Genomic DNA, 12,731 nt, shown 5'->3' with positions numbered 1-12,731 from the left:
TATCAATAATGAACCACTAAACTATTGACCAACTGAACTAATATCATCATCAATTATCTTAGCGGACAATAACGCAAGGGGAATTCCACCACCCGGATGTACACTTCCACCGCAGAAGTATAGGTTTTTAACTTTTGAGCTGAAATTAGAGTGTCGTAAAAAGGCAGAAAACTGGTTGTTTGAGCTGTTTCCATATAAAGAACCCTGATACGATCCTGTTTTGCTTTCTATGGTTCTTGGATCTAAGATCTGTTCGCAAATGATATCTTTTTCGATGTTCCGGTTTAGAATTCGACTAACCTTTTTAATAATATTTGCTTTCGCTTCCTTAATCAATTGATCCCAGTTTTGCCCGTTATTGGAAGGTACATTGATCATCACAAACCAGTTTTCACCATCAGGTGGAGCATCACCTCTAATGTGTTTAGCACTGATATTGATGTAAACAGTAGGATCGTCGTAAATGGTTTTATCTTTCCAGATGGCATTAAATTCCTTTTGATAATCTTCAGTAAAGAAAATATTGTGTAAACCTAAATCACTGTAATTCCCATCCATACCCCAGTAAAAAATTAACGCCGAACTGCTGCGCTCCTGATTTAATAGTTTTTTAGGTTCGGGTATGGCTTTAAGCAGATTTTTATAAGTAAACCAGATGTCGAGGTTAGAGATCACAACATCTGCTTTGTAGGTTTTATCGTTAACTTTTACCCCATTTATTTTAGGTTTGCTTTCATTGGTGTATAAAATTTCTTCCACTTTCTGGTTATAATGAAACCTGATGCCCAGTTCTTCAGCCAGTTTAACTAAAGCCTTAACAATACCGTACATTCCATCTTGTGGGATAAAAGCGCCAAAATGATATTCAAAATGTGGGATTACATTTAGTGTAGCCGGTGCCTGATATGGGTTTGAACCATTATATGTTGCATAGCGGTTGAAAAGCTGTGTCATCCTCTCGTCTCTAAAGAATGATTTATTCGCCTTCGCCTGCGTTCTAAAGGCATCAATCTGGCCAAAACGGAATATTGATTTTAAGGTATCCCAATGCAGGTAACTTTTAAGTTTGTGTAAACTCCTTTCTAAAAACACACGATGAGTAATCTCGTAGATTGTATCGCTTTTTTTTAAATATCGCTGAACTTCTGCTGCGGTAGAATTTGTTTTTTCTTCTATTTCCCTAGCAAATTTATCAAGATCGGAACTGGCATTTAGCCTCAAACCATCTTCATAGAAGTAACGGCAAATTTCTTTTAGTTTAATATATTTAAAATAGTCTTCAGGATTTTTACCCGCCAGTTTAAAAAGTTCATCCACATATTGGGGCATGGTAAATAGACTTGGGCCGGCATCAAACCTGAAACTATTCATTTTTATTTCACCCAGCTTGCCTCCGGCTTTAGAGCTGGCTTCAAAAACATCAACTTCATAACCCTTTATAGAGAGTCGAATGGCAGACGCAATTCCTGCAATTCCTGTACCGATAATTATGGCTTTTGGTTTAGGCATAATACGAAAATAGAATAAATATTTTACTAACTTAAGGCAATGACTAAGGATGAAATTATAATTTATAAAAATGAAGAGGGATTGCCTGTTATAGAGGTAGCAATTAAGAATGAAACTCTTTGGTTAACCCAGAAACAGATTGCTGATATTTTTGGCACTCAGGTTCCTGCGATTAATAAACACATCAAGAATATATATCAAGATAAAGAGTTGGATAAAACAACTATTTCCAAAATGGAAATAGTTCGTGTTGAAGGCGTAAGAAATGTGAAAAGAACAGTTGATATTTATAGTCTTGATATGGTATTATCGATAGGTTATAGGGTAAATTCAATTAAAGCAACGCAATTCAGGATATGGGCTAACCAGATTTTAAAAGATTATCTAATAAATGGGTATGCCTTAAATGATAAAAAATTACAAGAGCAAAGCCAGCAACTCATAGAATTAAAGCAGACCATTAAGTTGATTGGTGCTGTTCAAAATCGCCACTTGCTTAATAATGAAGAGCTAAAAGATACTTTTAAAATTCTTACAGATTATGTTTATGCTTTAGATGTACTTGATCGTTACGATCATCAGCAGCTAGAAAATGAAGTTTCTGGTTATAAGGGCGATTTTAAAATAGATTACGATTCTGCACTTGAAGCCATAGATGATTTGAGGGTGAAATTTGGTGGAAGCAAACTTTTTGGAAATGAAAAAGACCAGTCATTTAAAAGTTCATTGTATACTATTTATCAAACATTTGATGGAGAAGAGCTTTATCCGAGTATGGAAGAAAAGGCGGCCAATCTATTATATTTCGTAGTAAAAAATCATTCATTTTCGGATGGAAATAAACGGATCGCTGCCTTTTTATTTGTTTGGTTTCTGGATAAAAATAAAATGCTCTATCGTGAAGATGGTACAAAAAGAATAGCCGATAATGCACTGGTTGCGCTTACCCTACTCATCGCAGAAAGTGATCCTAAAGAAAAAGAAATGATGGTTAAAGTAGTTGTTAATTTAATTAACTCTAAAAATTAACCTACTTCAATTCCTCTAAATACACTTTTGTTTGTTTTTCAATATCATTGGTCGCAAATTTAATGGCCGAACCTACTCTTGTGGTTTCTGCTTTTACAGGCATTTTATTAATTGTTGCCAAAGCATCTACATACCATTTGCACCAAACCTCGATAATATGCTTTTCGTCATTTGTAGCTTTTCCACCAGCAATTGCTTTTTTGCTAAGCTCAAATTCGGTTTTTAGGCGTGTCAAAGCATCTGCTTTAATTTGCGAAACAGTAGCTACAGCTGTGTTTTCATCGGCAGAAATTAAAGTATAAGCTGCAGTTAAACCACTTATACCAACGTTTTTCATTTCAGTTGGCGAAACCTTGTCTATCCGGTCGTTATCCGTGTGGTAAAATACATCCGTAAAATGCCACATCAATAATCCCGGGATCTTATTTTGTAAAAATGGGGTATGATCGCTACCGCCTTCGAAAGGATTATAGTTAACCGTCCAATTGGCAAATTTCCCCTGTGCTTTACAGATATCGAAAATAAAATCGTTAAAATAATGTGGGAAAAGATCTTTCTCACCAACATCGCCAGCGCCCCATTCGGTGTGTTTATCTGTTCCCCTTGTCCAGATGGCAGATGGATCAGGCATCTTTTCAATCAGAAAAGAACCTCCTGTTTTTTGGGTGTCTTCGCCAACCATATCCAAACTCATTCCCCACATAATGCCTTTAGCACGGATGGTATCTTCTGTAATATACCGTCTTGTCGATACAATTTCATCACCCCATAAAAAGGTTAAGGTACGCTTCGGAATGATTTTTTTTGCCTGATGCAATTCAGCTGTTAATCTCGCCATTTCTGCTAAGGTACCTACACCGCTTGCATTATCGTTTGCACCGGGCTCCTGTACGTGTGCGCTGAATACAAAACGTTCAGTGGGATTTATACTGCCCCTCACATTTGCTACAATGGTTAATTCTTCTGAAGGATATATTTTGGTCTGAATATTTACTTTTAACCTGGTTTCACCTTTTAAACAGGCTGCTTTTAGCTTTTCTTTAGCTGCGTAAGATAGGAGCAGCGTCCATACTTCGCTATTGGCTTTCATGCTGCCAAACTGAATAGAAGTTTGATGAATTTCTGGTTGCGTGTACTTCGGCATCGAATAACCTAAAACACCAATGGCTCCGGCTTTCGTTGCGATTTGAAGTAAACGTGATGGATTATTTTCTGAAAACAGGATTTTTCCTTTTAAATCCATCTTTTCTATTTCCGATGGAACTATTTTTTCGATGTAAACCACATTGGCCGTAATGCCGCCAATAGGGGTTGAGCCGCAGTTGATGGGAATCATGTTGCGGTTGGTTTTGTATGAAATAAGTGGCTGTGCCTCACCAACGATATCAATATTGGCATCAACAGGCTCCCATGTATTGTTTTTCATCGCTCTTTTTTCGATGCGATAAGTTAATGGGGCTTCAGTTTCATTTTGCTTCTGTTCTACAAATCCAGCTTTTTTAAGGATATTTTCTACATAATGAATGCTGGCATTAAAACCCGTATTGCCGGGCACACGGAAGTACTTTTCTACAAAAGCGGTGGTTTCATAAGCGTTTTTTTCGTTAAAACCTGCCCTTGTCAGTTTGAAATAATCGTTCGTTGGGTTTTGTGCGTAACATGCTACTCCCGCAAAAAGCAGTACAAACAGTATCTTCGTTTTCATGATTCATCTATAAAAACGAAAGATACTAAGAATATTTAATGTTGGTTAAGCGTAACGCTTACCTGTTTTGTTTTTTAGTCCTTCATCAACCGATAGCGGACCCGAACCAACCACCCAAAACATAATGAGCAGGAATAACACCAGCACCGAAAACCATAATTCCGAATTTGGCGTAGAGAAACCCGGGGTAAGGTTAATGAAAAACACGGCGAACAGTAAGATTGGGATCTGGATGACAACGGCAAAGCGTGTAACCAGGCCTAATGTAATCAAAATACCGCCAACCAGATGTGCAAAGGCCACAACATGAATGGCTACACTGATCAGTACTCCTGAAAAACCAAATACGTTGTTTTGTGTAATCATATTCTGGAGTACCGACGTGTCGCTAATAAAAGAAACACCTTTTCCAAAAATGATCAGGCCAAGGATAATGCGCAGATAATCCAGCCATTTTGAGTGATGAACATCTCCCCAATGTTCAATTTTACGGATAACGTTCATAATGAACCTCCATTTTTATGTGAATGATATATTAAGTTACGGATTTATATTCATTTATCAAATAGATTGCTGAAAATCAGTGGGATTGAACTCAGAATTCAAAATAATGATTGCATTTAACCATTTGATGTAAAATTAACATAAAATTAATTTATACCGTTTCGGTTTTCGGTATGAATTTTGTATTATTGCTTAAATAGATAGGTTTTTTATCATGAGCAAAGAAATATTAGAGTTTTCCGTACAGGTAGATGAAAAATTTGACCTAAAATTTAACTGGTTAGATGGCTTCTGGGGAGCTGCATTTAAATTTTTTGGAAAATAATTTTTAGAATTTAAATTTTTATACCGGACAATCTTCGTTCGAACGAGATTCTATTGTCTAATTTTTCTATTCAGGTTTAACCCTCTGCCTTTCTACCCTCTACCTTTAGCCTCATTCAGACAAATTATTTGTATTCATTCTGACCTTAGCTTTCTACTTTAGTCTTTCAGCCTTTTGCCTTATCTTTGCAAAATAATGAGTAGAAGAAAACCCGGTACGGTAACAATAGTTCCAAACGTACAAATAATCGATATCGCTGAAGAAGGAAAAGGTGTTGGCAAGGCCGACGAATTGGTCATTTTTGTTGACAAAGCCGTTCCTGGCGATGTGGTAGATGTGCGTTTGACCAAAAAGAAGAAGAATTTTGCGGAAGCAATCATTGAGCAACTGCACGAAAAATCAGCATTGCGTACCGATCCTTTTTGTCCTCATTTCGGAACCTGTGGTGGTTGCAAATGGCAGCACATGGGTTACGATGCTCAATTGAAATTCAAACAGAAAAATGTGGAGGCTGCTTTACAGCGTTTGGGTAAAATAGATACTTCGGGTACTGAACCGATTTTAGGTTCTGAAAAAAACAGGTACTATCGCAATAAATTGGAGTTTACTTTTTCGAACAAACGTTGGTTAGAGAAAACAGATATTGAACGCGAAGAAGATTTTGATATGAACGCTTTGGGTTTTCACGTACCCTTACGTTTTGATAAGATTTTAGATATTGAACATTGTTATCTTCAGGATGAACCTTCTAATTCGATCAGAAATGCAGTACGTAAATATGCTTCTGATAATGGTTTGTCGTTTTACGATCTCCGTAATCACGAAGGTGTTTTACGCAACCTGATTATCCGTACTTCTACCACTGGCGAAGTAATGGTGGCGGTGGTATTCGCTTATCCGGAGCAGGCACAGGTTGATGGTTTGATGAATTTCCTTAAAACCGAATTCCCTCAGATTACTTCACTTTTATACATCATTAACCAAAAGAAAAACGATACCATTTTTGATCAGGATGTGGTATTATTTTCTGGCCGCGATCATATTTTTGAAGAAATGGACGGTATCCGTTTTAAAATCGGTGTTAAATCTTTTTACCAGACCAATTCTGAACAGGCTTTTGAATTATATAAAATTACAAGGGATTTTGCCGGATTTAAAGGTGATGAACTGGTTTACGATTTATATACGGGTGCAGGTACCATAGCAAATTTCATCGCAAAAAATGTAAAACAGGTGGTAGGGGTAGAGTATGTGCCAACCGCAATTGAAGATGCAAAATTTAACTCCGAATTAAACGGAATCGACAACACGATCTTTTATGCCGGAGATATGAAAGATATTCTTACAGCTGAATTTATTCTGGCACATGGAAAACCTGATGTAGTGATTACCGATCCGCCACGTGCAGGGATGCATGCTGATGTAGTACAGCGCTTACTGGAAATGGAATCAGAAAAGATTGTGTATGTAAGTTGTAATGCAGCTACACAGGCACGCGATTTGGAACTGTTAAAAGAAAAATACGATGTAGTGCGCATTAAGCCGGTAGATATGTTTCCGCACACACAGCATGTAGAGAATGTTGTGCTTTTAAGGTTGAAGGCGTAAGATGGAAGATGTATGATGGAATTTTAAAACATTTCAACATTTAAACCTTTCAATAATAAAAAAATGGATAGAGAAGAATTATTACACGCAACACCGGAAGATAGCGGAGAACCGCAAAAAAAACAGGAGAGTCCGCTCGTAAGTTTAGAAAAAGACCTGGAGTTTTATGCTGACGCGATTAAGGAAGTAGCGATCGAAATTATGGTTGAAGGCATTTCTGCTCACCCGATTTTTATTGCGCACCAGCACGAAGTAAATATTGGCGAACTTATTTTAAATAAGGAAGAACTCAATACCGATTGGACAATACAAGCTTCTACCTTAGAAGAATTTGTAGAGAAAGGAATAATCAGTAAAGAAAGAAAAGAGCCATTTTTAAAGGTTTATAAAAAACCTGAAGATTTTATGTGCGTTTTTGTAGTTGTTCCGGAAGGTGCAAACTTTATTTACTATCCATATAAAAAAGGTAGAAGGTAGAAAGGCGGAGGACTTAAGGTTTCCCTGCTATAGCCATTAATAACCAGAATCTGTGTAATCTATTAATCTGTGCAATCACCTTCTAAAAGACAACGCCGCTTTGCATCCACAAAGCGGCGAGTTATTATTAACTAAACTAAAGTCTTAATTTACGTGGTGTACATCACCGCTCTTAGAGTTAGATATTTTTTTAAGTGAAGCATTTCCTTTATAGCTCACATCGCCACCACCACTTGCCGCTGCTTCCAGGCCTTTATTTACATGTACATTTACATCAGAACCACCAGAAGCCTGCACTTTTGCATATTCTGTAATCAGTTCGTAAGCATCAATATCGCTACCACCACTCGATTGAATGGTCATATTTTCAGCTTTACCTTTTAAATCCAGATCGCTGCCACCGCTTGACTGGATGGATAAATCGTTACAAACCACCGTTAGTTTTAAGTCGGAACCGCCAGAAGAACGGATGGCAAGCTTATCGGTTTTAATCTGGTTTTGGGTAAAAACATCCGATCCGCCTGATGCGGCAAGTGCATTTAATGTTTTGAAATTTACATAAGCTTTAATTACACGGTTTTTAAATATACCGCTCCATTTAATACCATCTCTGAATTTGATGTTAACATTGTCGCCGTTTTGCTCAACAATAATATCTTTTAATGTTTCCGTATCTGATTTTATACTTACACTCTCGCTATTGCCCTGGGTGAGGTATAAATCTATTCCGCTACTCACACCTATACTGCTGAAATTTTTTACCGGGAAACTTTTTGTATCCTGCGCTTTAGCCATGTAGCTGGTAACCACTATAAATAAAATGGCGGATGATTTAATAAGGATTTTCATAATTGTATTTCGTTAAATGATTGTGAAGCTATCTTTTCGCGAATGTTTCGCGGAATGATATTTCATGATTTTGTGTTTTGGTTATTCATTAGACGCATCTCTTCCGGAAACGTTGCAAACAATCGAAATTATTTTTCAAATAGTTTGAATTTCATCCTTAAAATCGTTCTTTTTGTATTCAATCCTTTTTATACAATGGCATCGCAATTACTTATTCTTAACAAGAAACAGATTCAGCAGAAAATAGACCGTATCGCTTATCAGATTTTGGAAGACAACCTGAATGAGAAAGAAATTGTACTGGCTGGTATCTGGGACCGCGGCTATAAGTTGGCACTGAGGTTAGAAAAGGTACTTAAAAAAATCTCTGGCTTTAAGTTAACGTTGTTGCGTATTGATCTGCAAAAGGAAAGTAGCAAATTGATTGCTTCAACTGATCTGGATGAAAGTCATTGGAAAAATAAAGTAATCATTATTGTAGATGATGTGCTGAATAGTGGCAAAACATTAGCTTATGGATTAGGCGTTTTCTTAAATACCCCGCATAAAAAAATCCGTACCGTAGTGTTAGTAGATCGTAGTCACAAAATTTTCCCAATCGCAACCGATTTCGTTGGTCTTGAACTGGCTACCATTCTAAAAGAACATGTAGATGTGGTAATGGATGTTGAAGGCGAAGAAGATCGGGTTTATTTGAGTTAGGGCCGGATATAAAATTGAAGAGGTAAGATGGATGAGGGGATAATGATGGACATCGTCCTCGTTTGCAACGAGTATGCGTGAGCACAGCGATTGTATCGCTGATAGATTTGTTTTTTAAAATTAATTCGCCCGCATTACAAATGCGGATCTCGCTAATCCTCGTTACAAACGAGGACTATACTACAGCAAAATTTGCAATTCACCTCAATTTTTTGCAATTTCCCCACATGTACCATCCCAGAAAAAATAACCTGATTTTTAACTTTTTCTCCTGGTACATCCAATTTATCATCAAAAAAGATTTTGCTGCGTTCAATTATGATCAAATGAAGGTAAAATCAGATGCTTCTGTATTGGTTTTAGCCAATCATTTCAGCTGGTGGGATGGCTTTTTTCTATTTTATATCAATAAAAAAGTATTTAAAAAACAGTTTCATGTTTTAGTAAACGCCGAGAATTATAATAAAGTGGGTTTTCTGAAATATCTAGGTGCTTTTGCTGCTGAAAATAAGGGAAAAGATGTGCTTTCCACTTTAGATTATGCTGGTAAATTATTAAATGATCCTTCAAATCTTGTACTGGTATTTCCTCAGGGAAAATTGTATTCAAACCATTTAAAAAATATCAGTTTCGAAAAAGGGGTAATGCAAATGATCAATGCCAGTCAGAAAAAGATTAACATCATCTTTGCGGCTACTTTTATTGATTTTTTTGCAAAAAGAAAGCCATCTGCCTATACTTATCTGCAGCATTGGGAGAATGAAGAATATATAAGTCTGCAATTGTTAAAAAGTGCCTATAATAAACATTACGATCAATCGCTTATTAAACAAAATCAGATTATCGAATGACAATTTTTATTTATGCAGTTTTAATTTTCCTGGTCATTCGGTTTTCGGTTACTGTTTTTAATTTCCTTTCCAATCCGAAATTGCCGCGGGTGATTAAACATTACCATGATAAAGTTTCCATTTTAATTCCCGCCAGAAATGAAGCTGATAACATTCTGGAACTGCTCGTATCCATCAAAAATCAGGATTACACCAACTATGAAGTTATTGTTTTAAACGATAGCAGTACCGATAATACTTTTGCGATAGTTGAAAATTTTTGCATTGCTAACCCGCAGTTTAAAGTGGTAAATGGAAAAGAACTTCCGCCAAACTGGCTGGGTAAAAACTATGCCTGCTATCAGCTCAGCGAATTGGCTTCAGGCAAATACCTATTGGTTATAGATGCTGATGAATCCATAAAAAGGGGATTGATCAACAGTTTAATTGCGAGGATGGAAACTGGAAACCTCGCGCTATTGAGTGTTTTTACTAATCAAATAATGAAATCGATAGGTGAACGGTTAACGGTGCCTTTGATGCATTTTATCCTTTTAAATTTACTGCCTTTACGTTTGGTAAAACTTTCAAAAAATCCGGCATTTGCTGCAGCTAGCGGACAGTGTATGTTTTTTAATGCCAATCAATACCGAGAAAACCAGTGGCACGAAAAGGTTAAACGCCAGGTTGTGGAAGATGTGGAAATTATGAAACTGGTAAAACAGGAAAAATTAAATGCTGAAGCGCTTTTGGCCAACGGCCTGATCTATTGCAGGATGTATAAAAACTTAGGCGAAAGCTTAAATGGCTTTAGTAAAAATTTACTTGCAGGTTTTGGTAATAACATCATAATATTATTACTTTACCAGCTTTTGGTAACCATAGGGCCGGTAATTTTAATCTTAAACTTTAACATTGCTTTACTTGTATTACCATTAACTTTAATAGTGTTAAGCAGAATCATGATCTCTTATTTATCGGGGCAAAATGTTTTGATAAATCTGATCTTACATCCATTTCAGATGTTGTTCTTCTTAATTATTTCAATCATCTCTATAACAAAGCATATTTTTAAAACAGGCACATGGAAGGGCAGAACGATCAAAACGATTTAAAGGTTAAAAAGATTGCGGTTGCAGTTATCATCGTTTTTCATTTGGTTGGCTTGCTTGGGTTTTTAATTCCTGCCGCACAGCCTTACTTTATCAAGCTGGTTCCTTTTCATTTGTTATTGATGTTTGCCATCATTGTTTTCGCTTATAATGCAGATGTTAAACGGTTGTTGTTATTTGTATGCGGCGTTTTTCTTTGCGGTTTTTTGGTAGAAGTATTGGGGGTGAGCACTGGTAAAATATTTGGCAGTTATTATTATGGCAATACTTTAGGATATAAAATTGCTGCGGTTCCATTACTTATGGGCGTAAACTGGGTAATCCTGATTTTTAGTGTGGGACAGATGCTCAAAAGTATGAAAATCAGAAACAGCATTTTAGCGTCACTTATTGGTGCTTTTGTTCTCGTTGGTTTCGATTTCTTTTTAGAGCCTGTAGCCATGAAATTTGATTACTGGCATTGGGACTGGCATGAAATTCCCGTTCAAAATTATGTTGCCTGGTTTATTGTTTCAGTAATACTATTAAAGTTTTACTATGCTTTAGACCTTAAACAACAGAAATATATTGGTACAGCCATGTTTGCATCGCAGTTAATCTTTTTTGTTGTCTTATACATGACAACCGGAACAAATATTTTTGCTTAATTTTGTGGTGTTATTTTATTTAACTTTATAACATGGAAACACTAATCGTACAGCCTAAAACTAAAAAACAACTTTTGGCAGTTGAGGCCGTGTTACAAGCGTTGAATGTAACTTTTAAAAAAGAAAAAAGTTATAGTCGGGCATTTATAGAAGAAATAGCTAAAGGTGAAGAAGATATAAAAAATGGACGCCTAACCAGGATTAAGGATGTTCAGAATATAAGGGAAAATATTTTGTAGATATTACTGATCAGGCTAAAAAACAATTAGCTGCTATCCTTAAATCTGGAGATCAGGCTTTCATAAAGAAACTCCAGCAAATTTTTATAGAATTAAGTATCCATCCGGAATCAGGCGTAGGTAAGCCTGAAAAATTAAAATTTGATTTTTCCGGCTATTGGTCGAGGCAAATAAATAAAAAAGATAGGTTAGTCTATAGGATCGATGAAGAGATTATTACAGTATTTGTAATTTCTGCAAAGGGACATTATGGCGATAAATAACTAATCCTAAAAACAAATGAGCAATTTAAACTTACAGGTTAACATCGATAAATCATCAGGCTTCTGCTTTGGCGTAGTGTATGCCATAGAAATGGCCGAAGATATTTTGGATAACGAAGGTTATTTATATTGCCTTGGCGATATTGTTCATAATGATGAAGAAGTAGAACGTTTAACCAACCGCGGATTAAAAATCATCGATCACGAAGTTTTAAAAAACCTAAGAGATGAAAAGGTTTTGATCAGGGCGCATGGCGAGGCTCCTTCAACTTATCAATTGGCTTTAGAGAATAACCTTACTTTGATTGACGCTTCTTGTCCGGTGGTGTTAAAATTGCAGAACAGGATTAAAAACTCCCATGATGATGATGAGCAGGTGCTTATCTTTGGGAAACATGGTCATGCTGAAGTTATTGGTCTCCAGGGGCAAACAGATGGCAAGGCAATCGTTTTTCAGGATTTAGCTGAGTTGGATAACGTTGAGCTTCCTGCTAAATTTACATTATACAGTCAAACTACCAAAAGCACCGATAAATTCTACCACATTAAAGATGAATTATTGAGCCGTGGTTACGAAGTGAAAGCGAATGATACGATCTGCAGGCAAGTATCTAACCGTTACGAAGAACTAGAAGATTTTGTAGGGCATTATGATAAAATCGTTTTTGTTTCGGGCAAAAAATCATCTAATGGAAAAGTGCTTTATGATGTTTGTAAAAAGCATAACGATAACTCTTACTTTGTTTCTAACGTAGAGGAGTTAAACCAAACCTGGTTTAACCAAAATGATAAAGTTGGTATTTGTGGGGCCACTTCTACACCAATGTGGTTGATGGAGAAAGTAAAGGCAGCTTTAGAGCAGTATTAGTATTGATCAGGTTTTTTTAACCTTTTTCTTCTTTTAGTGTTTAATCAAGATACATTCTTTAACT

Annotated in this window: 15 protein-coding genes; 11 read left to right on the top strand and 4 right to left on the bottom strand. The window is 36.3% G+C overall.

Annotation, left to right across the window (positions count from 1 at the left end; genetic code table 11):
• Window positions 1-21: 21 nt before the first annotated feature.
• The gene (gene crtD, locus U859_RS0122615; RefSeq protein WP_025145557.1) at window positions 22-1,509 is read right to left on the bottom strand and encodes a 1-hydroxycarotenoid 3,4-desaturase CrtD; all 1,488 of its coding nucleotides are present in this window, start codon (window positions 1,507-1,509) and stop codon (window positions 22-24) included.
• A 39-nt stretch (window positions 1,510-1,548) separates the two neighbouring features.
• Between crtD and rhuM the strand changes: the two genes are divergently transcribed.
• On the top strand, window positions 1,549-2,538 hold the full coding sequence (gene rhuM, locus U859_RS0122610; protein ID WP_025145556.1) for a virulence protein RhuM/Fic/DOC family protein: 990 nt from the start codon (window positions 1,549-1,551) through the stop codon (window positions 2,536-2,538).
• A 1-nt stretch (window position 2,539) separates the two neighbouring features.
• Here rhuM and U859_RS0122605 read toward each other — a convergent pair whose 3' ends face one another.
• Window positions 2,540-4,243: a M28 family peptidase gene (locus tag U859_RS0122605; protein WP_025145555.1), complete on the bottom strand. Its 1,704-nt coding sequence runs from the start codon at window positions 4,241-4,243 to the stop codon at window positions 2,540-2,542.
• Between the two features lie 45 nt (window positions 4,244-4,288).
• Window positions 4,289-4,747 (bottom strand): DoxX family protein, encoded by a 459-nt coding sequence (locus U859_RS0122600; RefSeq protein ID WP_025145554.1) that lies wholly within the window; start codon window positions 4,745-4,747, stop codon window positions 4,289-4,291.
• Window positions 4,748-4,961: 214 nt separating this feature from the next.
• Between U859_RS0122600 and U859_RS0122595 the strand changes: the two genes are divergently transcribed.
• From U859_RS0122595 to U859_RS0122585, 3 genes are all read left to right on the top strand, one after another.
• The gene (locus U859_RS0122595; RefSeq protein ID WP_025145553.1) at window positions 4,962-5,072 is read left to right on the top strand and encodes a hypothetical protein; all 111 of its coding nucleotides are present in this window, start codon (window positions 4,962-4,964) and stop codon (window positions 5,070-5,072) included.
• A gap of 195 nt (window positions 5,073-5,267) precedes the next feature.
• Window positions 5,268-6,680, top strand: a complete 1,413-nt coding sequence (gene rlmD / locus U859_RS0122590) for a 23S rRNA (uracil(1939)-C(5))-methyltransferase RlmD (RefSeq protein WP_025145552.1) — start codon at window positions 5,268-5,270, stop codon at window positions 6,678-6,680.
• Between the two features lie 63 nt (window positions 6,681-6,743).
• The gene (locus tag U859_RS0122585; protein ID WP_025145551.1) at window positions 6,744-7,157 is read left to right on the top strand and encodes a hypothetical protein; all 414 of its coding nucleotides are present in this window, start codon (window positions 6,744-6,746) and stop codon (window positions 7,155-7,157) included.
• 144 nt (window positions 7,158-7,301) lie between these two features.
• Here U859_RS0122585 and U859_RS0122580 read toward each other — a convergent pair whose 3' ends face one another.
• Window positions 7,302-8,006, bottom strand: a complete 705-nt coding sequence (locus U859_RS0122580) for a head GIN domain-containing protein (protein WP_025145550.1) — start codon at window positions 8,004-8,006, stop codon at window positions 7,302-7,304.
• A gap of 195 nt (window positions 8,007-8,201) precedes the next feature.
• On the opposite strand from U859_RS0122580, the gene U859_RS0122575 reads away from it, so the two are divergent.
• From U859_RS0122575 to U859_RS0122550, 7 genes are all read left to right on the top strand, one after another.
• Window positions 8,202-8,708, top strand: a complete 507-nt coding sequence (locus U859_RS0122575; RefSeq protein ID WP_025145549.1) for a phosphoribosyltransferase family protein — start codon at window positions 8,202-8,204, stop codon at window positions 8,706-8,708.
• A 227-nt stretch (window positions 8,709-8,935) separates the two neighbouring features.
• Window positions 8,936-9,559, top strand: a complete 624-nt coding sequence (locus tag U859_RS0122570) for a 1-acyl-sn-glycerol-3-phosphate acyltransferase (protein ID WP_025145548.1) — start codon at window positions 8,936-8,938, stop codon at window positions 9,557-9,559.
• Window positions 9,556-10,653: a glycosyltransferase family 2 protein gene (locus U859_RS0122565; RefSeq protein ID WP_025145547.1), complete on the top strand. Its 1,098-nt coding sequence runs from the start codon at window positions 9,556-9,558 to the stop codon at window positions 10,651-10,653. The genes U859_RS0122570 and U859_RS0122565 overlap by 4 nt, the downstream gene beginning before the upstream one ends.
• Window positions 10,623-11,297, top strand: a complete 675-nt coding sequence (locus tag U859_RS0122560) for a carotenoid biosynthesis protein (protein ID WP_025145546.1) — start codon at window positions 10,623-10,625, stop codon at window positions 11,295-11,297. Before U859_RS0122565 ends, U859_RS0122560 begins: the two co-directional genes overlap by 31 nt.
• Window positions 11,298-11,329: 32 nt before the next feature.
• Window positions 11,330-11,536, top strand: a complete 207-nt coding sequence (locus U859_RS0122555) for a DUF2683 family protein (RefSeq protein ID WP_025145545.1) — start codon at window positions 11,330-11,332, stop codon at window positions 11,534-11,536.
• Between the two features lie 2 nt (window positions 11,537-11,538).
• The gene (locus tag U859_RS31690; RefSeq protein WP_084153135.1) at window positions 11,539-11,799 is read left to right on the top strand and encodes a Txe/YoeB family addiction module toxin; all 261 of its coding nucleotides are present in this window, start codon (window positions 11,539-11,541) and stop codon (window positions 11,797-11,799) included.
• A 16-nt stretch (window positions 11,800-11,815) separates the two neighbouring features.
• Window positions 11,816-12,667 carry a 4-hydroxy-3-methylbut-2-enyl diphosphate reductase gene (locus U859_RS0122550; protein WP_025145544.1) on the top strand — a complete coding sequence of 284 codons (852 nt, stop codon included), beginning with the start codon at window positions 11,816-11,818 and terminating at the stop codon, window positions 12,665-12,667.
• The last annotated feature ends 64 nt before the right edge of the window (window positions 12,668-12,731 follow it).

It is taken from the genome of Pedobacter jeongneungensis (assembly GCF_000633455.1).
GTDB classification, from domain to species: domain Bacteria; phylum Bacteroidota; class Bacteroidia; order Sphingobacteriales; family Sphingobacteriaceae; genus Pedobacter; species Pedobacter jeongneungensis_A.
The sequence above is the reverse complement of the archived record's forward strand: the minus strand, read 5'-3'. Positions and strand labels throughout refer to the sequence as shown.

Coding starts and splice junctions, on each gene's coding strand:
- crtD (WP_025145557.1), bottom strand. CDS start 1,509: ATGCCTAAACCAAAAGCCATAATTATCGGTACAGGAATTGCAGGAATT.
- rhuM (WP_025145556.1), top strand. CDS start 1,549: ATGACTAAGGATGAAATTATAATTTATAAAAATGAAGAGGGATTGCCT.
- U859_RS0122605 (WP_025145555.1), bottom strand. CDS start 4,243: ATGAAAACGAAGATACTGTTTGTACTGCTTTTTGCGGGAGTAGCATGT.
- U859_RS0122600 (WP_025145554.1), bottom strand. CDS start 4,747: ATGAACGTTATCCGTAAAATTGAACATTGGGGAGATGTTCATCACTCA.
- U859_RS0122595 (WP_025145553.1), top strand. CDS start 4,962: ATGAGCAAAGAAATATTAGAGTTTTCCGTACAGGTAGATGAAAAATTT.
- rlmD (WP_025145552.1), top strand. CDS start 5,268: ATGAGTAGAAGAAAACCCGGTACGGTAACAATAGTTCCAAACGTACAA.
- U859_RS0122585 (WP_025145551.1), top strand. CDS start 6,744: ATGGATAGAGAAGAATTATTACACGCAACACCGGAAGATAGCGGAGAA.
- U859_RS0122580 (WP_025145550.1), bottom strand. CDS start 8,006: ATGAAAATCCTTATTAAATCATCCGCCATTTTATTTATAGTGGTTACC.
- U859_RS0122575 (WP_025145549.1), top strand. CDS start 8,202: ATGGCATCGCAATTACTTATTCTTAACAAGAAACAGATTCAGCAGAAA.
- U859_RS0122570 (WP_025145548.1), top strand. CDS start 8,936: ATGTACCATCCCAGAAAAAATAACCTGATTTTTAACTTTTTCTCCTGG.
- U859_RS0122565 (WP_025145547.1), top strand. CDS start 9,556: ATGACAATTTTTATTTATGCAGTTTTAATTTTCCTGGTCATTCGGTTT.
- U859_RS0122560 (WP_025145546.1), top strand. CDS start 10,623: ATGGAAGGGCAGAACGATCAAAACGATTTAAAGGTTAAAAAGATTGCG.
- U859_RS0122555 (WP_025145545.1), top strand. CDS start 11,330: ATGGAAACACTAATCGTACAGCCTAAAACTAAAAAACAACTTTTGGCA.
- U859_RS0122550 (WP_025145544.1), top strand. CDS start 11,816: ATGAGCAATTTAAACTTACAGGTTAACATCGATAAATCATCAGGCTTC.